Raw genomic sequence first — 24,784 nt, 5'->3', positions numbered from 1 at the left:
GTCACCGCGCGCCGGCGGGGTCGGGATGGGCCTCGTGCCGCGGATCCGCCGATGGGTCGGGACCGCCGAAGCGGCCGAGGCGGAGCGCCAGCATCGGCAGGACGAGCAGGTTCAGGGCCGTCGAGGTGACGAGCCCGCCCAGGATCACGATCGCCATCGGCCCCTCGATCTCGCGGCCGGGCTCGCCCGCCCCCAGCGCCAGCGGCATCAGCCCGAGCCCGGTGACGAGCGAGGTCGCCAGAATCGGCACCAGCCGGTCCCCCGCCCCCTCGATCGCCGTCGCGATCCCCCAGCTCCGCCCCTCGACGCGCACGAGGTGGTCGTAGTGGGAGATCATCATGATGGTGTTGCGGAGCGAGATCCCGAACAGGGTCACGAAGCCGACGAGCGAGCCGAGCGAGAGCACCCGGCCCGTCAGGAACACCGCGAGGACGCCGCCCACCACCGCGAAGGGCAGGTTCGCCACGACCAGGGCGAGGTTGCGCCAGTGGCCGGTGACCGCGCCCAGCAGCAGCAGGATGCCGGCACCCGCGAAGGCGGCGGCGACCAGGAGGTCGCGGCGCGACCGCGCCTGCTCCTCGGCGCTGCCCGCGAAGGAGACGGAGGTCCCGGGCGGCAGGTCGACCTCCCGGGCGACCTTGCGGCGCGCCGCCTCGACGAAGGAGGCGACGTCGCGCCCCACCACATTCGCCGTGACCGTCTGCACGCGCAGCGCACCCTGGTGCAGCACCTGCAGGCGCCCGGGCGTCTCGTAGATGTCAGCCACCTGCTTCAGGAGCACGTAGCTCCCCCCGCGGGTGCGCAGGGGCAGGTCGCCGATCGCCGCGACGCGCCCGCGCAGGGTGGGATCGAGGATCACGATCACGTTGAAGATCGCGTTGCCCTCGTAGCTCTGGCCGACCGTGTCGCCCTGGTAGGCGGTCCGCACCAGTTCCAGCACCTCGACGGCGTCGAGGCCCCAGTGGCGCAGATCCGCCGGGCGCAGCGACACGGTGACTTCCGGCAGGCCGGGCGGCGCCGCCTGCTGGATGTCGGCCGCACCCTTCACCTCCCCGAGTTCCCGGGCGAGGTCGCGGGCCGCGATCTCCAGCCGCCCGAGATCCGGGCCGGTCAGGTTGATCACCACCGGCGCGGTGAAGCCCGACAGGGTCTCCTCGATCCGCTCCGTCAGGAAGGTCTTGAGGGAGAAGGCGGCGCCCGAGAAGGTCGTCGTCAGGGCGCGGATGCGGGCCTCCACCGCCTCCTGCCCGGCCCCGTCGAGGCCGGGATCGAGGTCGATATGGACCTCGCTGTAATGGGTGCCGGCGGTATCCTGCCCGGCCTCGGCCCGCCCGACCTGCTGGGCCACCGCCCGCACGCCCGGGATCTCGCGGAGCGCCGCCGTGAGGTGGCGCCCGAGGCGCAGGGATTCCTGCAGCGAGGTGCCGGGCGCCGCCGCCATGTGCAGGATGAAGTGCCCCTCCTTGAGGTCGGGCAGGAAGGTGCTGCCGAAGCCCGGGACCAGAGCCGCCCCGCACAGGGTCGCGAGCAGGGTCAGGCCACCGACGAGGAGCGGCGCGCGCTCGACCCCGCGCAGGATGCGCGCGTAGCCCCGGCGCGACCAGCGCATCACCGGAGGCTCCCGGGCCGGGGCGTCGCCGCCCGCCCGGCGGGTGAGCAGCAGGGCGGCGAGGGCGGGGGTCAGGGTCAGGGCCACCGCCAGGGAGGCCAGCACCGCCAGGATGTAGGCGAGCGCCAGGGGGCCGAACAGACGGCCCGCGACGCCCGTCAGCGTCAGCACCGGCAGGAAGACGAGGAGCACCGCGAAGGTCGCGTAGGCAACGGAGACGCGCACCTCCAGGATCGCGTCCAGGATGACGCGGTGCTCCGGCCGCGCGAGGCCGAGGCGGCGGTTCTCGCGCAGGCGCCGAACCACGTTCTCGATCCCGATCACCGCGTCGTCGACCACCTCGCCGATCGCGATGGCGAGCCCGCCGAGCGTCATCGTGTTGAGCGTCTCGCCGAGCGCCTGCAGGGCCAGGGTCGCGGTGAGGAGCGAGAGCGGGATCGCCACGCAGGAGATCAGGCAGATGCGCCAGTCGGCGAGGAAGACGTAGAGCACCACCACGACGAGGGCGCCCCCCAGCGCCAGCGCCTGAATGACGTTGCCGGTCGCCACCGCGATGAAGTCGGCGGGCCGGAACAGGTCGGCGCGCAGGCGGATGCCCTGCTCCTCCAGGCTCGGGCGCAGCTCCGCGAGGGCCGCCTCGACCCGGCGGGTGACCTCGAGGGTGTTGGCGCCGTACTGGGCGCCGATCATGAACAAGATGCCGGGCTCGCCGTCGACCAGGGCGGCACCGATCGGCGGCTCGGGCGCCTCGGCCACGGTGGCGACGTCGCCCAGCACCACGCTGGCGCCGCCCTCGTTGACGAGCACCGTGCGGGCGAGTTGGTCGGGGGTGAGGGACTGGCCCTCGGTCTCGAGCGTGATGCGCTGGTTGGGCGTGTCGACGAAGCCCGCCCCGCGCACGCCGGTGGCGCGCCGCGCGGCGGCGAGGACGTCGTTGAGCCCGATGTTGAACCGGATCAGGTCGCGGGGCCGGACCTGGACCTGCAGCGAGCGCACGTCGCCGCCATAGACGGAGACCTGCGCCACGCCCGGCACGGCGAGGAGGCGCAGCCGCAGCGTCCAGTCCGCGACCCGGCGCAGATCTGCCTGCGAGCGCGCCGCCGCGGTGATGCCGGCGAGCAGCACCGTGCTGCTCGACGAGGTCAGCGCCGTCATGGTGGGCGTGCCGACGCCCTGGGGCAGCTTGGCCGCGGCCGAGGCCAGGCGCTCGGTCACGAGCTGCCGGTTGCGGTAGATGTCGGTGCCCGACCGGAACACGATCGTGATCACCGACAGGCCCTGGATCGAGGCCGAGCGCAGGCTCTCGACGCCCGGGAGCCCGTTGACCACCACCTCGACTGGCAGGGTCACCAGCTGCTCGACCTGCTCGGCGCTGAGGCCCGGCGCCTCGGTCTGCACCACCACCGAAGGCGGGGCGAATTCGGGGAAGACGTCGTAGCGCGCCTTGCCCACCGCGATCAGCCCGTAGGCGACGAGGGCCAGCGCCAGGGCGAGCACGCTGCCGCGGAAGCGGATCGCGGCGCCCACCAGGAGCGCCTGCGGGCCGGAGGGCGGCATCAATCGTCGTCGCCCGAGACGCGGATCTGGGCCTTCATCTCTTCGGAGAGGAGCGCCTGGGCGCCGCGCAGCACGATCTCGGTCTCCTCGGGCAGCCCGGCGACCACGAAGGCGTCGGCGGCGATCGGGGTATCCGCCTTCAGCGGGTGGCGCGCGAAGGCATCGGGGCCGACGCTCCGGTAGAACCACGCCCCGCCCTGCCAGTGCACCACGGCGTCCTCGGGCACCGCCACGCCCGCGACGGCGCGCGCCGTCGGGACGAAGGCGAGGCAGCTCATGCCCGGCAGGAAGCCGCTGTCCCCCGCGACGGTGTAGAAGTAGCTGAGGCCCTGGATGCGCTGGTCGGTGCGGGTCGCGGGCGAGACGTAGTCGAGGGTCACGCGGGCGCTCTGCGGCGGCACCTCGGCGAAGGCCGTGGCGGGCGGCGCCCCGACGCTCTCGCCGGGCGCCAGCGTGACCTGGACCAGGAAGCGCTCGCGCTCGATCAGCCGCGTGACGAGCGGCGCGCGCTCCACGATCGCGCGCCCGAGCACCGGCCCCCATTCCTGCTGGGCGGTGGCGGCGAGGGTGCGCAGCTGCGATTCCGCCGCGGCCAGCGCGGCCTCGTCCGTGCGGAAGGTGCCCTCGGCGGTCTCGAGCTGCACGGCGGTGGCGTAGGGCCCCAGCGCCTTCGCGCGCTGATAGGCGCTGCGGGAGACTTCGAGCCGGGCCTGGGCGGTGAGGAGCTGCGCCTTGGCGCTGGCGTAGGAATTCGTCAGGTCCGTCACCCGCGCGAGATCGACGACGCTGCCGTAGGCCTGCCGCTCCTCCCGGTGGCGGTCCGCGCGCAGGCTCACGGTCTCGACGCCGATCTGGCGCCGCTCCTCCGCCGTCAGCTTGACGATGGTGCGCCCCTCCTCGACCACCGCCCGGGTGACCCGGGGCGGCGGGGGCTTCCCGACCGGCGGCGCGGCGCGCAGGCTCTCGGGCAGGAACCAGAGGAACGCGCCCGCGGCGGCGGCGAGCACGAGGAGCGTGCCGAGCGTACCGAGGATGCGGCGCGGGCGGGACAGCGACACGGCGGGCGCCTGGACGACGAGGGGTTCGTTCCCGGTTCCGTCGACCCGCTCCCCCCTCGCGCCGGCCGTCGGTGTCTCCCGCGAGGCCTAGCACGGGTCCGGCCGGTCGGGAACATTGCGCAACCGGCGCGGGCGGCGGCGCTCAGGCCGCCCGCACCGTCGCGAGGAATTGCGCGACCTCGCCGGTCAGGCTCTCCGCCTGCCGCGAGAGGCCGGAGGCGGAGGACAGCACCTGCGCGGCGGCGGCCCCGGTCTCGTCCGCCGCCCGGGCGACCTGCCCGATGGTGCGCGTCACCGCGCCCGTCCCGGCCGCCGCCTGGGTGACGCTGCGCACGATCTCCCGGGTGGCCGAGCCCTGCTCCTCCACTGCCGCGGCGATCGCCGCCGAGACCTCGCTGACCTGCTCGATCACGCCGGAGATGCGGCCGATCGCCGTCACGGCCTCGCCGGTCGAGTCCTGGATGCGGGCGATCTGCGCGGTGATCTGATCCGTCGCCCGCGCGGTCTGGCCGGCGAGTTCCTTGACCTCCGCGGCCACGACCGCGAAGCCGCGGCCGGCCTCCCCGGCCCGCGCCGCCTCGATGGTGGCGTTCAGCGCCAGGAGGTTCGTCTGCGCGGCGATGGTCGCGATCATCGCCACGACGTCGCCGATCCCGCCGGCCGCCCGGCTCAGGTCCGAGACCACGGCCGCGGTGCGGGAGGTCTCGTCGACCGCGCCGCGGGCGAGCGCCACCGATCCCTGAACCTGGCGCCCGATCTCCTGCACGGAGGCGCCGAGTTCCTCGGCCGCTGCCGCCACCGTGGCGACGTTCGTGGCGGCCTCGCCGGCCGCGACCGAGACGGAGGCGGATTGCTCGGCCGTCCCGGCGGCCGTGCCGGAGAGGCTGCGGGCGGCCGTCTGGAGGTTGTCGGCCGAGGCGGAGACGGCGCCGACGAAGCGGCCGATCTCGGCCTCGAAGCGGTCGGCGACCGCGTCCATGGCGGCGCGCTGGGCTGCGGCGGTGTGGCGGTCCTGCGCCTCCTGCTCGGCCCGGATGCGCCGCCGCTCCACCACGCTGTCCCGGAAGGATTCGGCCGCCGCCGCCAGGGCCCGCACCTCGCGCGGCCCCTGGGACGGAATCGCGACGTCGACGCGCCCCTCCCCCACCGCGGTCACCGCCGCGGCAAGCCGCACCAGCGGCCGCGCGATCGCTCGGCCCATCGCCGCCGCGACCACGATGGAGGCGAGCACGGCCCCGATCCCGGCGCCGCTCCAGGCCGCGAGCGAGCGCTCGGCCCCGGCGCGGACCTCCTGCGCGGCCGCGGCCATCTCGGTGGTCAGCCCGTCCTCGATCGCCTTCAGCCCCTCGATGCGCCGCGTCGCCAGCTGGAACCAGCCGGGCGCGTCCCGGAAGGCTAGGGCGGTGCCGGGCATCGTCCCCTCCACGAGGCCGCGCAGCCGGGCGACCTCGCGGGCCGGCAGCTCGCCCTCGACCCGCTCCAGGGCCGCCACCGCCTCCGGCCGCGCCGAGGCGCGGAACAGCTCGGCCTGCGTCGCCTGGTTGGCGGCGAGGGCCGCGACGCGCTCCACGGCGTCGAGATCGGCGCTGCCGGACGCGAAGACGGCGGCGGCGACGGCGCGCTCGCGGCCCGCCTCTTCCTTGAGCGCCAGCAGGGCCGCGTAGGCCGACAGCCGGGCCGCGATCTCCGGGCGGGAGACCTGACGGGCCATGACCCGCACGGCGCCCAGCGCCTCGGCGATGGGACCGCTATAGGCCGCGACGTTCTGGGCCGCGGTCACGGTGAGCGCGTCGACGGCGCGGCGATGCGCGGCGAGACGCGCGGGTGTTTCGCGCAGGGGCGCCGCCCGGGTGGCCACCGCCTCGCCGACGTCGGACAGGGCCGGGCCGGAGAGCATCGCCGTGAGTGCGCCGAGGGCCTCGTCGGTCCGGCGCCGCTGTGCCTCGACCTCGGCGCCGAACTGCGTTCCCTTGGACCCGATGAGGAGGTTCGACGCGCCGCGCTCGATCTGGGCCTCGTGCATGAAGCGGCTCAGGGCGGAGGCGAGGTCCACCTGCGAGGCCACGCGGGCCATCTCCGACCGCTCCGCGGAGCGCTCGCCCACCACGAGTGCCACGAGGACCGCGAGGGCGAGGCACGGCGCCAGGGCGACGAGGCCGATCCGCGCGGCGAGGGAGTGGAGGAAAGATCTGAGGAGCATGGCAGTCGCATCGTTGTCGCCGACACCCTGCTTGTCTTTTGTTAAGGCTGATCTAACGCAGGAGTACCTTCGCGAGATCCCTGCTTAACCGAAAGGCATAGGCTGCCGCGAGCGTGATCACTTCTGGCGTAGCCGGGAGTGCGAGTCGACCGCTGACCGAATAGCCGCGACGACGGGTCCGCCGCCGGAAGGCGGCGTGGGCCGGAGGTCGATCCGGACTCGGGGCGCGCACAGCGTCGGAAGAGCGAGGATTCACAACCGCGGACACCTCGGCCATGCTGCGCGGGATGAGTCGCTGGTCCGCGCCGTGAGCGCATCCGTCCGCCCCCTGCGCAGCCACCAGCGCAGCCTGTCCGAATTGGTGGCCGCGCTCGCCCGGGGCGAGGCCGCGGAGGTCGCCGACATCCTCGCCGCCGTGACGCCCGGGGGAGGCAAGTCGCTCCTGCCCGTCATCGCCGCGGCCCGCCTCATCGCCGCCGGAACGGTCGAGCGCGTCGTCTGGGTGGTGCCGCGGGACTCCCTGCGCCTGCAGGCCGAGGAGGCCTTCGCCGATCCAGCCTGGCGCGCCGCCCTCGGCCACGCTCTCTCGGTGCGCGCCGCCGACAACGCGCCCGACCCGGCCCGCGGCCTGGCGGGCTACGTCACGACCTACCAGGCGGTGGCCGCTTCCCCCGCGCTCCACCTCGCCGAGATGAAGCGCCACCGCACGCTCCTCGTGGTTGACGAGGTTCACCACCTGCCCGCCCTCGCCGATTCCGCGCCGGAGGGCGAGGCGGCGGCCTGGAGCCGGGCGCTGCTGCCCCTTCTCCACCACGCCCGGCTGCGGCTCCTCCTCTCCGGCACGCTGGAGCGGGCGGACAACCGGCGCATCCTGTGGCTGCCCTATCGCGAGGCGGCATCCGGCCGCGCGCCGGTCCCGGACACGGGGGCGCCGGGCTGGGCGGTGATCGGCTATTCGCGGGCGCAGGCGCTGGCCGAGCGCGCGGTGCTGCCGGTGCGCTTCGGCGCCCTCGACGGCGAGGCGAGCTGGCTGGAGGGCGGCCGGGAGGCGGGCCACGCCCGGGTGGGGCCGCATCGCCTCTCCGGGCCGGGTCCGAGCGCGACGACGCGTCCGGCCCTGTTCACGGCCCTGCGCACGGGCTTCGCCCGCGACCTGCTGCACGAGGCCTTCCTGGCGACGCGGCGCCTGCGGGCGGAGCGGCGGCGCGCCCGCGGCCTCGACGCCGCGGCGGCGGCGCGGGGCCTCGGCAAGCTCCTGGTGGTGGCCCCCGACCAGGCGAGCGCCCAGAGCTACCTCGCGATGCTGCGCGGCTGGATGCCGGTCGCGCAGGGCCTGCGGGACGCGCGGATCGCCGTCTCGTCGGAGCCCGACGCCCACGATGCCCTGGCGGCGTTCCGGCTCACGCCCGAGCCCGCGATCCTCGTCACCGTCGCGATGGCCTACGAGGGGCTCGACGCGCCGGAGGTCGCCGTGGTGGCGGCCCTCACCCACATCCGCAGCCGGCCCTGGCTGGAGCAGATGATGGCCCGCGCCACCCGGGTCGACCCGCATGCGGGCGCCTACGCGGACCAGCACGCCCTGGTCTTCCATCCGGACGACCCGCTCTTCGCGCGCTTCCGCGCCCGCATCGAGGCCGAGCAGGGCGCCCCGCCGCGCAGGCGGCGGGCCGACGGCGCCGCGACGCCGCCGCCGCCCCCGGCCGCGCGGGCCGAGGAGGGGATCGTGCCGCTGGAGAGCAACGCCCTCGGCCTGCGCTACGCCATGCTGCAGCCCGGCCCGTCGCTGGCGCTGGTGCGGCCCGAGGTGCCGGCGGTTTCGCCCCTGCCCCCCTCGGTGGCCGAGCGGCAGCTCCGGTCCCAGGTCGCCGCCATGGTGACGGCCCAGGCCGTCGAGGACGAGGCGGAGCTGCAGGTGCCGCGGGCCGGCCGCCTCTCCCACCGCTACAACGCGGTCCTGAAGCGCCTCTTCGGCAACAAGGCCCGCGCCGCGATGACCGCCGCCGAACTGGAGGCCGCCCTGGCGTGGCTGGAGCGCAACCGGCTCGCCGACCACCTCCACCTCCTCGACGGGGATGCCCGCTACACTTGGACGGCCCGCCGCCGCTGGGCCGGGGAGCGCCGGGCCGCGGGCCGGTGACCCGGCCGCGGGCTCTGCCGTTACGGAACCATGAATTGATGGTGATCCCGTTAACTCTTCGGTAACGATCCGGGCGCGCAATAGTGCGGTAACGAATCATCAACCCGTGACCAGCTCCGCTCCCGCCCGCCCGCCGATCCGCTTCCGCGGCCGCTCCTTCCTGGCCGTGGTCCTCGCCCCCGAGGCGCCCGTCGAGGCCTGGCTGTCAGACCTCGACGCCCTGATGCAGCGCTCGCCGGCCTTCTTCGCCGGCCGCGCCGTGATCCTCGACGTCGCCGCCCTGAAGCCCTCCCGCGAGGCGCTGCAGGCCCTGGTGACCGATCTCGCCGCCCGGCAGATCCCGATCATGGGGCTGGAGGGCGCGGGCTCGGCGGCCTTCGCGCCCGGCCTGCCGCCGCGGCTCACCGGCGGCCGGGCGGGCGGCGAGATCCCGGTGCCGGACGAGGCCCCTGCCCCGGCCGACGCGCCGGCCCCGGTGGCGATCGGGGTCTCCGAGCGGCCGACCAGCATCGGCTCGCTGGTGCTCGACGCGCCGGTGCGGTCGGGCCAGCAGATCCTGTTCCCGGAAGGGGACGTGACCGTGATGGGGTCGGTGGCCTCGGGCGCCGAGGTGATCGCCGGGGGCTCGATCCACGTCTACGGGACCCTGCGCGGGCGCGCCATCGCGGGCGCGGCAGGCAACGGCAACGCCCGGATCGTCTGCAGCCGGTTCGAGCCGGAACTGCTCTCGATCGACGGATTGTACCGCATCGCGGACGACATCGACGCGAGCCTGCGCGGCAAGCCCGTGCATGTCTGGCTCGACGGCGACGCGATGCGAATGACGGCCCTGGACTGACGCGGACGCGCGGCAACGCTCCGTCCTGACCGGCGGGCGACCGCCCAACACCCAGCGAGGAATGGCATGGCGAAGGTTGTGGTGGTGACATCGGGCAAGGGCGGGGTGGGCAAGACCACCACCACGGCGGCCCTCGGGGCGGCCCTGGCCCAGTCCGGGCAGAACGTCTGCGTGGTCGATTTCGACGTCGGCCTGCGCAACCTCGACCTCATCATGGGCGCCGAGCGCAGGGTCGTCTACGACCTCATCAACGTCGTCCAGGGCAGCGCCAAGCTCGCCCAGGCGCTGATCCGCGACAAGCGCGTCGACACCCTCTCGCTGCTCCCCGCCTCCCAGACCCGCGACAAGGACGCGCTCACCGACGAGGGCGTCGCCCGGGTGATCAATGACCTGCGCGAGCGCTTCGACTGGGTGATCTGCGACAGCCCCGCCGGCATCGAGCGCGGCGCCACGCTGGCCATGCGCCACGCCGACGTCGCCGTCGTGGTCACCAACCCCGAGGTCTCCTCGGTGCGCGACTCCGACCGCATCATCGGGCTCCTCGACGCCAAGACCGCCCGCGCCGAGGCCGGCGAGGGCCTGGAGAAGCACCTGATCCTCACCCGCTACGACCCCTCCCGGGCCGACAGGGGCGAGATGCTCAAGATCGAGGACGTGCTGGAGATCCTCTCGATCCCGCTCCTGGCGGTGGTGCCCGAGAGCGAGGAGGTGCTCAAGGCCTCCAACATCGGCAGCCCGGTCACCCTCAACAACCCCGCCAGCGCCCCGGCCCGCGCCTACGCGGACGCCGCCCGACGCCTGCGCGGCGAGAGCGTGGCCATGACCATCCCGACCGAGCGCAAGTCCTTCCTCAACCGCCTCCTCTCCCGGAGGGCCGCATGACGCTGCTGCCGTTCTTCTCCCGCCGCGGCACCGCGCCGATCGCGCGCGAGCGCCTGCAGATCCTCCTCGCCCACGAGCGCGCCGCCAGCGCCCCGGGCCGCAGCGACCTCGCGGCGGTTCTGCGCGAGGAGATCCTCGCGGTCATCGCCAAGCACGTGGCGATCGACCAGGAGAAGGTGAAGGTCTCGATGGAGCGCGGCCAGGCCGTGTCCCTGCTGGAGATCGACGTGGAACTGCCGGTCCTCCCGGCCCCCGAGGCCGCCGAACCGGTCCGCAAGCGCGCCTGATCCACCCCGCCGGGCGCGGCCGCGCTTGCGCCCGGCGCGCCTTCGGGCGAAGACGCGCCAAGCCCCGATCGGGGGCACCCGGGGGGCGCGGCATTGGCGGCACGATTCGAACTGCGCGACAGGACCGCGCTCGTCACGGGCGCGGCGAGCGGGATCGGGGCGGCCCTGGCGCAGGCGCTCGCGGCGCGCGGAACCCGCCTCGCCCTCGTCGACCGCGACCCCGAGGGGCTCGCGCGGCTGGCGGCCGGCCTCGACGGGCGCGCACCCGGCCTCAGCACCCACGTGGTCGACCTGCGCGACGCCGCCGCCATCGCGGCCCTGCCCGACGCGGTCCTCGGCCGGCACGGGACTCTCGACCTCCTCATCAACAACGCGGGCGTGGCGCTGGCCGGCCGCTTCGAGGAGGTGTCCCTCGACGATGTCGAGTGGCTGATGGACATCAATTTCCGCGCCGTGGTGCGGATGAGCCACGCCTTCCTGCCGGCCCTGCGGCGCCGGCCCGAGGCCCAGATCGTCAACCTGTCGAGCCTCTACGGGATCATCGCCCCGGCCGGCCAGACCGCCTACGCGGCGAGCAAGTTCGCGGTGCGCGGTTTCTCGGAGGCCCTGCGCCACGAGACCGAGGGAAGCGGGCTGCACGTCATGGTGGTGCATCCGGGTGGCGTCGCCACGGCGATCGCGCGCAACTCCCGCACGGGGGCCGGGGTTGACCCCGCCGAGGCCGAGCGCGGCCGGCGCGCCTTCGAGAAGCACCTGCGGCTCTCGCCGGAGGCGGCGGCCGCGCAGATCCTCGCCGGGATCGAGCGGAAGGCGCCGCGCCTGATCGTGGGGTCGGACGCGAAGCAGGTCGCCCTGATCCAGCGCCTGATGCCGGTCCGCTACTGGTCGCTGATCCGCCGGGCGATCGGCGCATAGGAGGTCTCCCCCGCATGGCATCGTTGCGCGCATACGCCTTCGCCTGGATGATCAAGCGTCAGGTCAAGCGGCGGATGGCCGGCGTGACCGACGTCCTCGCCGTGCGGCGGGTCTTCGACGCGGCGGCCTTCCCGGATCCGCCCGGAATCGCCTTCCGTGCCGGGACGGTGGGCGGGATTGCCGGGGAATGGGCGGAGCGGCCCGGCCTGTCCGCGGACGCGCCCCGGCTCCTCTACGTGCATGGCGGCGGCTTCATCGCCTGCTCGCCGCGCACCCACCGGCCGCTGGTCGGCGGCCTCGCCCGCCAGGGCTTCCGGATCTTCACCCCCGATTACCGCCTCGCCCCCGAGCATCCCTACCCGGCCGCCCTCGACGACGTCCGGGCGGCGTGGCTGGACTTCGCCGCGCAGGGCCCGGCCGCTCTCGCGGGCGAATCGGCCGGCGGCAACCTCCTCCTGGCGCTGATGCTGCGCCTCAAGGCCGAGGGCGCGCCGCTCCCGGCGGCCGCGGCGGCCTTCTCGCCCGCCACCGACATGACGGGCGGCAGCCCCTCGCTGACCGAGAACGCGCGGCGCGAGGCGATGCTGACGGTCGAGAGCTTCCCGATGCTGCAGGAGGCCTACCTCGCCGGGCACGACCCAGCGGACCCGCTGGTCTCGCCCCTGTTCGGCGACCTCGCGGGCCTGCCGCCGCTGCTGCTCCATGTCGGCGAGCGCGAGATCCTGCGCGACGATTCCGTGCGCTTCGCCGAGAAGGCGCGGGCGGCGGGCGTCACCGTGGCGCTCACGGTCTGGCCGGTGGTGCCGCATGCCTGGCAGTTCGCGTCCTCGTTCCTTCCGGAGGCCCGCCGCTCCCTCGCGGAGACCGGCGCGTTCCTCAAGCGCCATCTCGCCGCGGCGCGGCAGCCGGCGCCCGCCGAGCGTTGACTTTTCGGCGGAAGACCTGTAGGCGCTCCGGCTTCCAGGCGAAGTCTCGTCTCGACCCGTACCGCCGCCCGGTCCCCTGAGGCCGGAGGCCAACGCCCGACAGCGCGATGCGCCCTCGGGCGCGTCCGGCGTTGGGCGAAGCCGCGCCGCCACGCTGCCCGAACCGGGACCCGGATGAGAGACACGACCCACGCGCCGTTGCGCATCGAGGACGCGGTGAACACGGCCTGCCCCTGGTCGGGCAAGCCGATCGCCGCCGATTCGCTGACGCTCTACAACGGCGCCGTGGTCGGCTTCTGCAATCCCGGCTGCCGCGACAAGTTCGAGACCGCGATCCGGCACTTCGAGGGCGCGCTCCAGGTGCGCCGGGCCGCCGCGGCGGGCAACGACGAGTAGCGCTGAGGGACCACAGCATGTTCGACGGCCTCTCCGAGCGCCTCTCCGGCATTCTCTCCGGCCTCACGCGCCGCGGCGCGCTGACCGAGGCCGACGTCACCGCGGCCCTGCGCGAGGTGCGCCGCGCCCTGCTGGAGGCGGACGTCGCCCTCGAGGTGGTGCGCGGCTTCACCGAGAAGGTGCGCGAGCAGGCGGTCGGCGCCGTCGTGCTGAAATCGGTGACGCCCGGCCAGATGGTCGTGAAGATCGTCAACGACCAGCTCGTGGCGATGCTCGGCACCGACGCCGAGGTGATCGACCTCAACGCCCCCTCGCCGGTGCCGATCCTGATGGTCGGCCTGCAGGGTTCGGGCAAGACCACCACCACGGCCAAGATCGCCCGCCGCCTGACGCAGCGCGACCGGCGCCGGGTGCTGCTCGCCTCCCTCGACACGCGCCGCCCGGCCGCCATGGAGCAGCTCGCGGTGCTGGGCCAGCAGGTCGGCGTCGAGACGCTGCCGATCGTCGCCGGCCAGTCGGCGGTGCAGATCGCCCGGCGCGCCATGGAGGCCGCCCGGCTCGGCGGCTTCGACGTGGTGATGCTCGACACGGCGGGCCGCATCACCCTCGACGAGGGGCTGATGCAGGAGGCCGCCGACGTGAAGGCGGCCACCAACCCGCACGAGGTGCTCCTCGTCGCCGACGCCCTCACCGGCCAGGACGCGGTCAATACGGCGCGGGCCTTCGACCAGCGCCTCGGCGTCACCGGCATCGTGCTCACCCGCATGGACGGCGACGCCCGCGGCGGCGCGGCCCTCTCCATGCGCGCCGTCACCGGCAAGCCGATCAAGCTCGTCGGCACCGGCGAGAAGGTCGACGCGCTGGAGGAGTTCCATCCCGCCCGCGTCGCCAACCGCATCCTCGGCATGGGCGACATCGTCTCGCTCGTCGAGAAGGCGGCCGAGACCATCGACCAGGAACAGGCCCTGCGCGTCGCCGAGAAGATGCGCAAGGGCAAGTTCGACCTCGAAGACCTGTCGATGCAGCTCGGCCAGATGGAGAAGATGGGCGGCATCGGCGGCCTGATGGGCATGCTGCCCGGCATGGGCCAGATCAAGAAGCAGGTCGAGGGCGCCAACCTCGACGAGAAGATGTTCCGGCGCCAGCGGGCCATCATCTCGTCGATGACCCCCGAGGAGCGGCGCAACCCCGACATCCTGAAGGCCTCGCGCAAGAAGCGCATCGCCAAGGGCTCGGGCGTCGACGTCTCGGAGATCAACAAGCTCCTCAAGATGCACCGCACCATGGCCGACATGATGAAGGCCATGGGCTCGGGCAAGCGCGGCCTCGGCCAGGCGCTCGGCAGCATGTTCGGGCTCGGCGGGGGCGGCGGTCTCGGGGGCGGCGGTCTCGGGGGTGGTCTCGGGGGCTTGGGCAAGATGATGGGCGGCGGTGGCATGCCCGAGCCGACGCCCGAGCAGATCGCCGCCCTGGAGAAGCAGTTCGGCGGCAAGCTGCCGCCGATGCCGCCCGGCCTGGGCGGGGCGCCCGGCAAGATGCCGGGCCTGCCGGGCCTCGGCGGCGGCAAGGGGCCGGGGCTGCCGGGCCTGGGCGGCCTGCCCTTGGGCAAGAAGAAGTAGGGGGATGATGCCCCTCGCAGGAATCGACGTTCTCGAGCACGGGAAGATCGATGACGACGGTCGCCGGCGCGCGATCGTCCGATGATGGGAGCGCGATCGCGTCGCTCCGCACAATCCACTGAAGCATGTTCGAGTGAAGAGGTAACGAGATGTCCCTGAAGATCCGTCTGACCCGCGGCGGCGCCAAGAAGCGCCCCTATTACCGCATCGTCATCGCCGACTCGCGCTCGCCGCGCGACGGCCGCTTCATCGAGAAGGTCGGCGTCTACGACCCGATGAAGCCGAAGGACGATCCGGCCCGCGTGGTCCTCGAGGTCGAGAAGGTCCAGGCCTGGCTCGCCAAGGGTGCGCAGCCGACCGACCGCGTGCTCCGCTTCCTCGACGCCGCCGGCCTCGCCAAGCGCCCGGCCCGCAACAACCCGACGAAGGCCGAGCCCGGCACCAAGGCCAAGGAGCGCGCTGCCGCCCGCGCCGAGAAGGCCGGCGCCGCCGCCGGCGAGGACGCCGCGGCGTAATCCATGGCGCGCCGGCCTCCCCGCCCCGCCCCCTCCGGCCCCCGGCCGGGGCGGGACGCGGCCGGCGCACCGGGCCCCGGCCCGGCCGCCGATCCGGGCTTCGTGCTCCTCGGCGAATTCGGCCGCGCCCACGGCCTCCAGGGCGAGGTGCGGCTGAAATCCTACACCGCCGATCCGATGGCGATCGGGTCCTACGGCCCGCTCACGGCGGCCGATGGGCGCGTGATCGAACTCGGCGGCCTGCGCCCGACCTCCGGCGCGCCCGACGTCCTGATCGCCCGCGTGGCCGGGATCTCCGGGCGGAACGCGGCCGAGGCGCTGAACCGCCTCGCCCTCTACGTCCCCCGCGACCGCCTCGGCGCGGCCGAGGACGAGGACGAATTCTTCACCGCGGACCTGATCGGCCTCGACGTGGTCGATGCGGCGGGTACGCGGATCGGCACCGTGCGGGCCGTGCCGAATTACGGCGGCGGCGACCTCCTGGAGATCGCACCCGCGGTGGGCGGCGCGCCCGCGCTACTGCCCTTCACCCGCGCCTTCGTGCCGAAGGTGGAGATCGCCGCCCGGCGGGTCACGGTGGTGCCGCCCGAGGATCTGTTCGCGCCGCCCGGCCCCCCGCCGGACGAGGAGGCGTGAGCGCCCCTACTCCTCGACCTTGAGCAGCGACATCATCCCTTTGTCCTCGTGTTCCAGGATGTGGCAGTGGAACACGAAGCGCCCGAGCTTGGGCCCGTCGAACCGGACGTGGAACAGCACCCGGGCGCTCGGCGGCAGCGGGTAATTGTCGAGGAGCGCCGCCTGGTTGATCGGCCGGATCGCCGTCCGGTCGCCGGCGCACTGGTCCGAGGCCGGGGGTGCCGTTCCCGCGATCGCGGCCGCCGTGCCTTCGAAATCGGCGTCCACGACGGCGAATTTCATCTGGTGGATGTGGAAGTTGTGACACTCGGCGCTGTCGTTGACGACGAGCCAATACTCATCCGCGCCGTACTTGACAGTAACGTTATCGATATTTTCTTTGAATTCGTTGTAATAATCGTGGAAGCCATCCGGCGTATCGATCGTCTTGCACGGGTTCGGTAGGCGGATATTGCGGATCAGTGATGCCGTCCCGTCCTTCGGCGGCGAGCCGCCCTCGTCGATCAGGGCCGCCACCGTGACCGGCGCACCGTCGGGATCCCGCGCGAGATCGAACAGCTCGTTGTGGATGCCGAACACCTCGACCTGCTTCGGCCCCACGTTGTCGTTCTTGAGGCGGATCAGCCTGACCCGGGTGCTGTCCAAGCCGAACCGATCCGGCCCGTGCCGGTAGGCGCAGGGGTCGGTCGGAGTGGGCGCGGACGCCGCAGGCGGGGCCGGCGATGGCGAGGCGACGAGCGACGTGGGCGGGGCGGCGGCGCTGACCCGCGGCAGGACCGGCGCCCCCGCCTTCCCGGCCTCGAACACCACCTCGGCGAGCTCGATCGCCGGCCAGGCATCCCCGGCGCCGTCCCGCCCGGTCACCATGCCGCGGGTGCGCAGCACCGCCCTGACGGTCCGCTCCCGCGGCACGCAGCCGGTCTCGTCGCGGCCGTCGGGGACGGCGCGGCAGCGCTCGACGACCACCTCGATGCGGGCGCTCGGCATCAGGACGATCTCCGGCAGCGGCTGCCCCGCCGTCGCCGCGACCTTGCCGCCGGCGAGCCGGCCGGGCTCGACTCCGGCACGCAGCGCCGCGAGCGCCACGCCGTCGAGGGCGATCGGGCGCATGCGGTAGGGCGTGCCGTCCTCGCCCTTCAGTTCCAGCCGGTAGCTGACATCCGCCGACATGTTGGCGATCCGCCACAACTCGGTGGCGTCGGGCTCGGCGGTGATCCGCGGGTAGACCTGCCCCGAGACCGGGAAGACCCATCCTTCCCGCTGCCCCGTGTCGGTCTTGCCCCAGCACGCGCCGCGGGCGGGGCCGACCTGGCCGGGGGCGACGACGTCGCCGTCGTCCCGCAGCACCGGCACGCCGCCGCACCGCGCCTTGCGGGCGTCGTTGGCGGTGGAGAACGCCTTGTCCGTCGTCTTGGGCCGGTGCGGGAAGGGGATCAGGTCGAAGCGCGGGGCCGCGCCGGCCGGGGCCGGCCGGGCCGCCACCTGCACGTCCTTGAGCCCGAGATAGCGCACCCGCAGGAGCGGCCCGTCCTCGCCGCTTCCGCGCGCCTGCGCCTCCAGCGCCCGCTCCTCCCGTTGTTCGGCCTGCGTGCGGCAGGCTTCGCCCCGGGCGGCGGGCGAGGCGGTGAGCCGGCAGCGAAAGTAGAGCTCGTCCCAGACGGACCCGATCGCCAGCAGGCCCGAGACGCCGTTCGAGAGCTGGATCTCCGACTGGCCGTGCGGGTGCGGGTGGATCCAGAACAATCCACTCGGGTGGTCGGCCGGGATCGTGTAAGTGTAGGCGAGGCGGTCCGCGATCGCCATGCCGGGCGGCGTGCCGGACGCGCAGGGATCGGCGTCCATCCCGGCGTGATGCGCGTGCGGCCCGGTGTCCGGCGCGGCCCCCGCGTGGCTCGCCGCGAGCGGAAGCACGCAATCCCCCAGCCGGGGCGCGGGACCCCCGAACCCGATGCCGGTCGGGGCGACGATCAGGCCGTGCGTGTGCACGTTCGAGAAGTCGCCGCTGCGCCGCGCGTCGGCCTTGCCGAGCCCGGGCGCGTCGATCGTCGTCAGGCGGTTGTTGAGGTGGAGATCGAGGACCGTGCCCTTGTCGATCTGGAGCACCGGCGGCATGAGGCTGCGCCGCTCCGGCGCGGTGCGGGGCTCGTCGCCCGGCCGGATGTCGTAGAAGGAGGCGCCGTTCACGCGCCCCAGGCCCGGCACATCCACCCAGTCCGTGAAGGCGTCGAGGGTCACGACGGACGATCGGGGGATGCGCAGAACAGGTGGATCCGTCCAGCCCGCATCCTGGTCGGCCGCGCGGACCGGGATCGCCGCCAGCAGCAGCCACAGCCACGGGACGATCCACGCCATGCGTTCGCGCGCCATGACCCAGCCCCTCTGACCCAGAACAGTCGCGCCGACGTTACTCCGATGTCCGACTTCTCCCAATCACGAAGTGATGGTCCGGGCCGCCTCGACCGCTGCGGACTGTTTCACCACGCCGCAACATCCGACAGTTCTCCCGGCATGAAGCGGCGACGTCCGATCAAAAGGGCGAATCCCGCCCGAGGTGCTTCCCGAGACCGCCAAGCCGAGAACGGACGCGGCATCGTGGCGGGGGCGGTCGCGCACATCCCGCCCGGCGCATCCCGGCGATACCTCGCGGGTCCGCCGAGAGCGGCGGGCCTTCGACCGGAAACCTCCCATGGCTCCGCGCCTCCTCCTCGCCGCCCTGCTCGGGCTCTGCGGCCTCCTGCCCGCCCTCGCCGCCGAACCCGTCAGGGTCACGTTCCCGAGTGCCGACGGACGCACGACCCTCGTCGGCTACCTGTTCGCGCCCGACGCGCCTGCGGGCCGGCGGCACCCGGCCGTCGTGATGATGCATGGGCGCGCAGGGGCCTACTCGTCGCGCGCGGACGGGGTCTACAACGCCTCGACCCTCTCGCAGCGCCACCGCGCCTGGGGCGAACTCCTGGCCGAGCACGGCTTCGTGGCCCTCCTGGTCGACGGCTTCGGGCCGCGGGGCTATCCGGGCGGCTTCCCGCGCCACAGCTACGACGACCGTCCCGAGGCGGTCAGCGAGGTGGCGGTGCGCCCGCTCGACGCCGCGGGCGGCCTTGCCTACCTGCGCGCCCGCCCGGACGTGGCGGCGGACCGCATCGGGCTGATGGGCTGGTCGAACGGCGGCAGCGCGACGCTCGCCACCCTGGCGGAGGGCGCGGTGCCGGCGGCCCGGGACTTCCGGATCGGGGTCGCGCTCTACCCGGCCTGCGGGCTGAGGGGCCTGTTCGCGACGCGGGCCTACCGTCCCGTCGCGCCCGTCCGCGTCTTCCACGGCACCGCCGACGAGGAGGTCTCGCCGGAGCGCTGCGCGCGGCTCGTCGCGGCGGGCCGCGCCGCGGGCGGCGACGTCGCCATCCGGATCTATCCGGGCGCGACGCACAGCTTCGACGATCCCGGCGAGCGCCGGCAGTCGATTCCGGCGAATGCGGAGGCCACCGACGACGCGACCCGCCGCATCCTGGACCTGTTCGATCGTTACCTGCGGACGCCGGGGCCGCAATCGGGGCGGCCCTGAGATCGCTCACGCCTCGGGCACGGTCCGCTCCAGCTCCTCCAACCACGCGGTCGCGTTGCCGTCCGAGGGCGCCCGCCAGTCGCCGCGGGGCGAGAGCGCCCCGCCCGCCGCCACCTTCGGGCCGTTCGGGATCGCCGACCGCTTGAACTGGCTGAAGCCGTAGAAGCGCTGCAGGAACACCTTCAGCCAGGCGCGGATCTCCGGGAGCGCGTAGGCGCCCCGCCGCGCCTCCGGGAAGCCGGGCGGCCAGGGGCCCCGCGCCGGATCCTCCCAGGCCCGCGCCGCCAGGAAGGCGATCTTGGAGGGGCGGTACCCGTAACGGAGCGTGTAGAACAGGTTGAAGTCCTGCAGCGCGTAGGGGCCGATCTTCGCCTCCGTGCTCTGGATCGCCTCGCCCTCCTGCACGGGCACCAGTTCCGGGGAGATCTCGGTGGCGAGGATCGCGTCCAGGGTGGCGTTCACCTCCGGCTCGAACTGGCCGGAGGCGACCACCCAGCGGATGAGGTGCTGGATCAGGGTCTTGGGCACGCCGGCGTTGACCGCGTAGTGGGACATCTGGTCGCCGACGCCGTAGGTGCACCAGCCGAGCGCCAGTTCCGACAGGTCCCCGGTGCCGACCACGATCGCGGCGTTGTGGTTGGCGAGGCGGAACAGGAAGTCGGTGCGCAGGCCCGCCTGCACGTTCTCGAAGGTGACGTCGTAGACGGGCTCCCCGCGCCCGAACGGGTGGCCCATGTCGGCGAGCATCTGCCGGGCGGCCGGGCGGATGTCGAGTTCCGCCGCGGCCGTGCCGAGCGCCGCCATCAGCCGGTGGGCGTTGGCCTTGGTCTCCGTCGAGGTGGCGAAGCCCGGCATCGTGTAGGTGAGGATGTTGGTGCGCGGCAGCCCGAGCCGGTCGAAGGCCTTGGCCGCCACGATCAGGGCGTGGGTCGAATCGAGGCCGCCCGAGATGCCGATCACCACCTTCTCGGTGCGGATCGCCCGCAGGCGCTGGGCGAGCCCCGCCACCTGGATGTTGTAGCCCTCGTAGCAATCCTGGGCGAGGCGGGCGGGATCGGCCGGCACGAAGGGGAAGCGCTCGACCGTGCGGGCGAGGCCGAGATCGCCGGAGGGCGGCGCCACCGTGAAGGGGATGCGCCGCCAGGTCCGGTCGCCCAGCACCGCGCGGGCGTTGTCGTCGAAGCTGCCCATCTGGGCACGCTCCTGGCGCAGGCGGTCGAGGTCGAGGTCGGCCACCGTCACCTGCGGCTCGGCCGGGAAGCGCTCGCCCTCGGCGAGGAGGTCGCCGTCCTCGTAGATGACGGTCTGCCCGTCCCAGGCGAGGTCGGTGGTGGATTCGCCCGGCCCCGCCGCGGCGTAGATGTAGGCCGCGAGGCAGCGGGCCGAGGCCGACTGGCAGAGGAGCTTGCGGCTCTCCGCCCGGCCGATGGTGATCGGGCTGCCCGAGAGGTTCACCAGCACGGTCGCCCCCGCCAGCGCGGCCAGCGCCCCCGGCGGGACCGGGATCCACATGTCCTCGCAGACGTCGACGCCGATCACCAGCCCGGGCAGGTCCGCGGCGGGGAACAGCAGGTCGGTGCCGAACGGGACCTCGGTCCCGCCGAGCCGGATCGTCGCGCCGGTGATCCCGGCCCCCGGGGCGAAGTGGCGCTTCTCGTAGAATTCCCGGTAATTCGGCAGGTAGCTCTTGGGCACCACGCCGAGCACGCGCCCGCGATGCACCAGCACGGCGGTGTTGTAGAGGCGGTGGCCGTGGCGCAGGGGCGCGCCGATCACGAGGAGCGGCAGCAGGTCGGCACTGCCCTCCGCGACCGCCAGCACGGCGCTCTCGACGGCGGCGAGCAGGGTGTCCTGCAGGAACAGGTCCTCGATCGCGTAGGCGGAGAGACAGAGTTCGGGAAAAACCGCCACCGCGACGCCCTGGTCGTGGCAGCGCCGCGCGAGCGCCAGCACCTCGCCCGCATTGGCGGCCGGCTCCGCGATGTGACTCCGGCCGACGCAGGCCGCGACCCGGGCGAAACCGTGCTGGTAGAGGGATCGGAACATCGCGGGCCTGCCTCCGGTGGCGATCCTCCCTGCTTAACGCGGGGCCGCCGCCCTGGGCACCCCGGCCGTCCCCGGGGCCGGGCTCAAGCGGGCGTTAACGATACCGCGCCTAACTGGTGGGGAGCAGCGGCCCCGGGCGGCGTGGCCCGCCTCCAACCAGCCAGCATCATGAGATCATCGGGACGGCCCACCAACCTCGAGTCTTCGGCGCGGCATCCACAGGCGATGCGCGGCGCGCCCCAACCCGCGCGCCGCGGCCTCGCCTTCGCGGCGCTGGCGGAGACCCTGATGCGCCTGCGGGCGCTCGTCGCCCGGCGGCTCGCGCCGCCGGCGCCGCAGCGCCTCGCGCTGCCGCCTCCGCCGCGGCCGGCGGTCCTCGACAGGCGCGCGACGCCGAGCTGGATGACCGATCCCGTCCCGCGCGAGACGCCGGCCTGGTCACCGGACCTCGTGCGCGCCGCGCCCGCCCCGGCGCCGGAACCGCCCTGGGTGCCGGACCCCGCCCCGGCCGCCGCGCCGGCCTGGGTGCCGGAACCGCCGGTCGCCGCCGCACCTCCCCCGCCGCCCATTGCCGCGCCGATCCCGGCCGCGCCGATCCCGGCCCCACCGGTGGCGGCGGCGCCCGTCCGCGCCGCCCCGATCGCGCCCGCGCCCCGCCCGGCCGAGCCGCCGCGGCCGGCCGGGCCGGGACCCGACATGGAGGATGCCTGGGTGGCGATCCCGCCGGCCGGCCCGGCGCGGACCGTGCTGACGCGGGCGCGCCGCCAGGCCGAGACGGCGCGCAGCCTCGAAGCGGCCTCCCGTCCCGCTCCGGCGCCGCCCCCGGCACCGCGCGACGACGTTCCCGACCTGCGCTTCACCCGCACCCCCGACCACGTCCTTCAGGCCCGCCGCCGCAAGCGGGAGGAGGAGGCGCGGGCGCGCGAGGCCGAGCGCCTCGCCGCGGAACAGGACGCCGCCGCGGCGCGCGCGGAGGCCGAGGCCGCCGCCGAGGCCGCGCGCCTCGCGGCCGAGGAAGCCGCCCTGCCACCGCTCCCGCGCTGGCGCCAGCCCTACGTGCTGCCGCCCGGCGTGAAGTTCACGCGCACGCCCGACCACCTGCTGCGCCACGCCCCAGAGGAGGCGCCCCCGCCCGCGCCGCCGGCCCAGCCGCCGGTCGACGCCGAACCGCCCGCGCATCCGGAGCCTGTGGCCGAACCCGCCGCGGCGGAGCCGCCGTCCGAGGCCCGTCCGGGAGACGCCGTCGCGGTCTCGACCGATGCCGAGGCCCTGGCCGAAGGCGCGGCCGTGCCGGCTCAGGCCTATCCCGCGCCCGCGGACGAGCCCGCGCAGAAGCCGGAGATCGTGCCGGCCGCGGAGTTCGACGCGGCGGAGGTGGAGAACGGCGCGCCGATCGTGCTCCCGCTCGACATCTCCTTCCTGCGCGCCCTGCCGAAGCACCCTCCCTACGCCTTCGCCGGCATGCTGCGGCACGACTGGTCGCAGCCGCTGACGCTCGCCGAGGTGCAGGACAACCGGCCGGTGCCGTCCGATGCCGACGCGCAGACGCCACCCGTCGCGGCGGGCGCGGCGCCGGAGGCGATGGTGGCGCCCGCCGTCGAGGCGGAGCCGGTCGCGGAGAGCGCGGCCGTCGCGATCGCACCCGCCGACGCCCCGATGGCCGAGGCGGACTCCCCGTCCGAGACCGCACCCGACCTGACCGCACCCTGCGTCGCCGAGGCGGCCATCCTCGCGGCCGAGGAGACCGCCGCGCCGGTCGCAGTCCCGTCCGAGGAGACGGTTGTGCCGACGGCGGATTCCGTCGCCGAGATGCCGGACCCCGCCGGCGCGACCGGCGTCGCCGCGGAACCGGTGAGCGCCCCGGCCGAGACGGCGGCGCCCGCCGAGACGGTGGTCGTCGAAGCGGCCGCGCCCGTTCTCCCGGTGCGGGCCGAGATCCTGCCGCCCGTCGCGATAGCGCCGGCGGCCCTCCCCGCCCCGGCGGCTTTCCCGGGCGACGTCGCGCTGGCGCCGCTCGCCCTCACGATGGTGCCGGGCGGGCCGGTCGAGCCGATCACCGTGGGGTCGATCGTCCTGCAGGTCGCCGCGCCGGTGATCTCGATCGTGGCGCCCGAATTCTCGCGCCTGCCCGCCGCCATCCCGGCCGCGGCGCCCGCCTCCGTGCCGGCGGCGCCGGAGCCGCACGGCGTGGTGATCGGCAATGCGGGGCTCGATTCCGACCTCGGCCTCGACGCCGAGGATCCGGAGGACGAGGACGACATTCTGGCCCTGGTGCCGCTCCCCCCTCCCCCGCTGCGGCCGGCAGTCCAGGCTCCGGAATTCCCCTACGAGTTCCCGCCGCTCGACCTGCTCACCGAGGCGCGCGCCTCGGACGGCAGCAGCCTCGACGCGGACGTGCTCCAGGCCAACGCCGTGCAGCTGCAGCAGGTGATCCACGATTTCGGGGTGCGGGGCGAGATCCTGGCCGTGCGGCCCGGGCCCGTCGTCACCCTGTACGAGATGGAGCCGGCGCCGGGCACCAAGTCCTCGCGCGTGATCTCGCTCGCCGACGACATCGCCCGCTCGATGTCGGCGATCTCCGCCCGCGTCGCCGTTGTCCAGGGCCGCAACGCCATCGGCATCGAACTGCCCAACGTCAAGCGCGAGACCGTCTACCTCCGCGAGATCCTCTCCAGCCCCGCCTTCGCCGAGACCAAGCAGAAGCTCGCCCTCTGCCTCGGCAAGAACATCGGCGGCGAGGCCATCATCGCCGACCTCGCCCGCATGCCCCACCTGCTCGTCGCCGGCACAACCGGATCCGGCAAGTCGGTGGCCATCAACACCATGATCCTCTCCCTCCTCTACCGCATGAAGCCCGAGGAGTGCCGCCTGATCATGGTCGATCCCAAGATGCTGGAGCTCTCCGTCTACGACGGCATCCCGCACCTGCTCTCGCCCGTGGTCACCGACCCCAAGAAGGCCGTGATCGCCCTCAAGTGGGCCGTGCGCGAGATGGAGGAGCGCTACAAGAAGATGGCGCGCCTCGGCGTTCGCAACATCGACGGGTTCAACGCCCGGGTGGCGGAGGCGCGCGAGCGGGGCGAGGTGATCACCCGGACGGTGCAGACGGGGTTCGACCGGGAGACGGGCGAGGCGGTGTACGAGGACGAGGTGATGGACCTGTCCGCGCTGCCCTACATCGTGGTGATCGTGGACGAGATGGCCGACCTGATGATGGTGGCCGGCAAGGACATCGAGGGGGCGATCCAGCGTCTGGCGCAGATGGCGCGGGCGGCGGGGATCCACCTGATCATGGCGACGCAGCGCCCGTCGGTGGACGTGATCACCGGGACGATCAAGGCGAACTTCCCGACCCGGATCTCGTTCCAGGTGACGTCGAAGATCGACTCGCGGACGATCCTGGGGGAGATGGGCGCCGAGCAGCTTCTGGGTCAGGGCGACATGCTGTTCATGGCGGGCGGCGGTCGGACGACGCGGGTTCACGGCCCGTTCGTGTCGGACGACGAGGTGGAGGCGATCGTGGCGCATCTGAAGCGCCAGGGGCGTCCGGCCTATCTCGACGCGATCACCGCCGAGGAGGGCGAGGAGGGCGGCGCCGAGGCCG

Annotated in this window: 17 protein-coding genes; 12 read left to right on the top strand and 5 right to left on the bottom strand. The window is 74.2% G+C overall.

The genetic code is table 11. The features are described 5' to 3' along the window. Position 1: 1 nt before the first annotated feature. The 3 genes from ACW9J6_RS16595 to ACW9J6_RS16585 all read right to left on the bottom strand — a co-directional run bounded on the left by ACW9J6_RS16595 (position 2) and on the right by ACW9J6_RS16585 (position 6,424). Positions 2-3,166, bottom strand: coding sequence for an efflux RND transporter permease subunit (locus ACW9J6_RS16595; RefSeq protein WP_457117593.1), 3,165 nt, complete (start codon positions 3,164-3,166; stop codon positions 2-4). Then, a complete protein-coding gene (locus ACW9J6_RS16590) occupies positions 3,166-4,218 on the bottom strand; it encodes an efflux RND transporter periplasmic adaptor subunit (protein WP_457117765.1) in 1,053 nt (350 codons plus the stop codon). The genes ACW9J6_RS16595 and ACW9J6_RS16590 overlap by 1 nt, the downstream gene beginning before the upstream one ends. Positions 4,219-4,366: 148 nt before the next feature. Next, the gene (locus ACW9J6_RS16585; RefSeq protein WP_457117592.1) at positions 4,367-6,424 is read right to left on the bottom strand and encodes a methyl-accepting chemotaxis protein; all 2,058 of its coding nucleotides are present in this window, start codon (positions 6,422-6,424) and stop codon (positions 4,367-4,369) included. A 307-nt stretch (positions 6,425-6,731) separates the two neighbouring features. On the opposite strand from ACW9J6_RS16585, the gene ACW9J6_RS16580 reads away from it, so the two are divergent. The 10 genes from ACW9J6_RS16580 to rimM all read left to right on the top strand — a co-directional run bounded on the left by ACW9J6_RS16580 (position 6,732) and on the right by rimM (position 15,575). Next, positions 6,732-8,561, top strand: coding sequence for a DEAD/DEAH box helicase (locus ACW9J6_RS16580; RefSeq protein ID WP_457117591.1), 1,830 nt, complete (start codon positions 6,732-6,734; stop codon positions 8,559-8,561). 106 nt (positions 8,562-8,667) lie between these two features. Continuing rightward, positions 8,668-9,399 carry a septum site-determining protein MinC gene (minC, locus tag ACW9J6_RS16575; protein ID WP_457117590.1) on the top strand — a complete coding sequence of 244 codons (732 nt, stop codon included), beginning with the start codon at positions 8,668-8,670 and terminating at the stop codon, positions 9,397-9,399. 66 nt (positions 9,400-9,465) lie between these two features. Then, on the top strand, positions 9,466-10,281 hold the full coding sequence (gene minD / locus ACW9J6_RS16570) for a septum site-determining protein MinD (protein WP_457117589.1): 816 nt from the start codon (positions 9,466-9,468) through the stop codon (positions 10,279-10,281). Next, complete coding sequence (gene minE / locus ACW9J6_RS16565) at positions 10,278-10,568, top strand: cell division topological specificity factor MinE (RefSeq protein WP_457117588.1); 291 nt, start codon at positions 10,278-10,280, stop codon at positions 10,566-10,568. Before minD ends, minE begins: the two co-directional genes overlap by 4 nt. A gap of 93 nt (positions 10,569-10,661) precedes the next feature. Continuing rightward, positions 10,662-11,483, top strand: a complete 822-nt coding sequence (locus tag ACW9J6_RS16560) for an SDR family NAD(P)-dependent oxidoreductase (RefSeq protein ID WP_457117587.1) — start codon at positions 10,662-10,664, stop codon at positions 11,481-11,483. A 14-nt stretch (positions 11,484-11,497) separates the two neighbouring features. Beyond that, positions 11,498-12,409, top strand: a complete 912-nt coding sequence (locus ACW9J6_RS16555; protein WP_457117586.1) for an alpha/beta hydrolase — start codon at positions 11,498-11,500, stop codon at positions 12,407-12,409. Positions 12,410-12,583: 174 nt separating this feature from the next. Then, on the top strand, positions 12,584-12,805 hold the full coding sequence (locus ACW9J6_RS16550) for a glutathione S-transferase (protein ID WP_457117585.1): 222 nt from the start codon (positions 12,584-12,586) through the stop codon (positions 12,803-12,805). A gap of 17 nt (positions 12,806-12,822) precedes the next feature. Further along, complete coding sequence (gene ffh, locus ACW9J6_RS16545) at positions 12,823-14,424, top strand: signal recognition particle protein (protein WP_457117584.1); 1,602 nt, start codon at positions 12,823-12,825, stop codon at positions 14,422-14,424. Between the two features lie 149 nt (positions 14,425-14,573). After that, positions 14,574-14,939, top strand: coding sequence for a 30S ribosomal protein S16 (gene rpsP, locus ACW9J6_RS16540; RefSeq protein WP_457117583.1), 366 nt, complete (start codon positions 14,574-14,576; stop codon positions 14,937-14,939). Between the two features lie 3 nt (positions 14,940-14,942). After that, the gene (rimM, locus tag ACW9J6_RS16535) at positions 14,943-15,575 is read left to right on the top strand and encodes a ribosome maturation factor RimM (protein ID WP_457117582.1); all 633 of its coding nucleotides are present in this window, start codon (positions 14,943-14,945) and stop codon (positions 15,573-15,575) included. A gap of 6 nt (positions 15,576-15,581) precedes the next feature. Here rimM and ACW9J6_RS16530 read toward each other — a convergent pair whose 3' ends face one another. Beyond that, complete coding sequence (locus ACW9J6_RS16530) at positions 15,582-17,942, bottom strand: multicopper oxidase domain-containing protein (RefSeq protein ID WP_457117581.1); 2,361 nt, start codon at positions 17,940-17,942, stop codon at positions 15,582-15,584. Positions 17,943-18,261: 319 nt separating this feature from the next. Between ACW9J6_RS16530 and ACW9J6_RS16525 the strand changes: the two genes are divergently transcribed. Further along, on the top strand, positions 18,262-19,134 hold the full coding sequence (locus ACW9J6_RS16525; RefSeq protein WP_457117580.1) for a dienelactone hydrolase family protein: 873 nt from the start codon (positions 18,262-18,264) through the stop codon (positions 19,132-19,134). A 6-nt stretch (positions 19,135-19,140) separates the two neighbouring features. On the opposite strand, the gene ACW9J6_RS16520 is transcribed toward ACW9J6_RS16525, so the two are convergent. Continuing rightward, positions 19,141-21,180, bottom strand: a complete 2,040-nt coding sequence (locus ACW9J6_RS16520) for an NAD(+) synthase (RefSeq protein WP_457117579.1) — start codon at positions 21,178-21,180, stop codon at positions 19,141-19,143. A gap of 225 nt (positions 21,181-21,405) precedes the next feature. On the opposite strand from ACW9J6_RS16520, the gene ACW9J6_RS16515 reads away from it, so the two are divergent. Continuing rightward, a partial coding sequence (locus ACW9J6_RS16515; protein WP_457117578.1) for a DNA translocase FtsK occupies positions 21,406-24,784 on the top strand: 3,379 nt, incomplete at its 3' end.

This window comes from Methylobacterium sp. JK268, from assembly GCF_054052225.1.
Note: the sequence above shows the minus strand (reverse complement) of the source record. Positions and strands in the feature narration are given on the sequence as shown.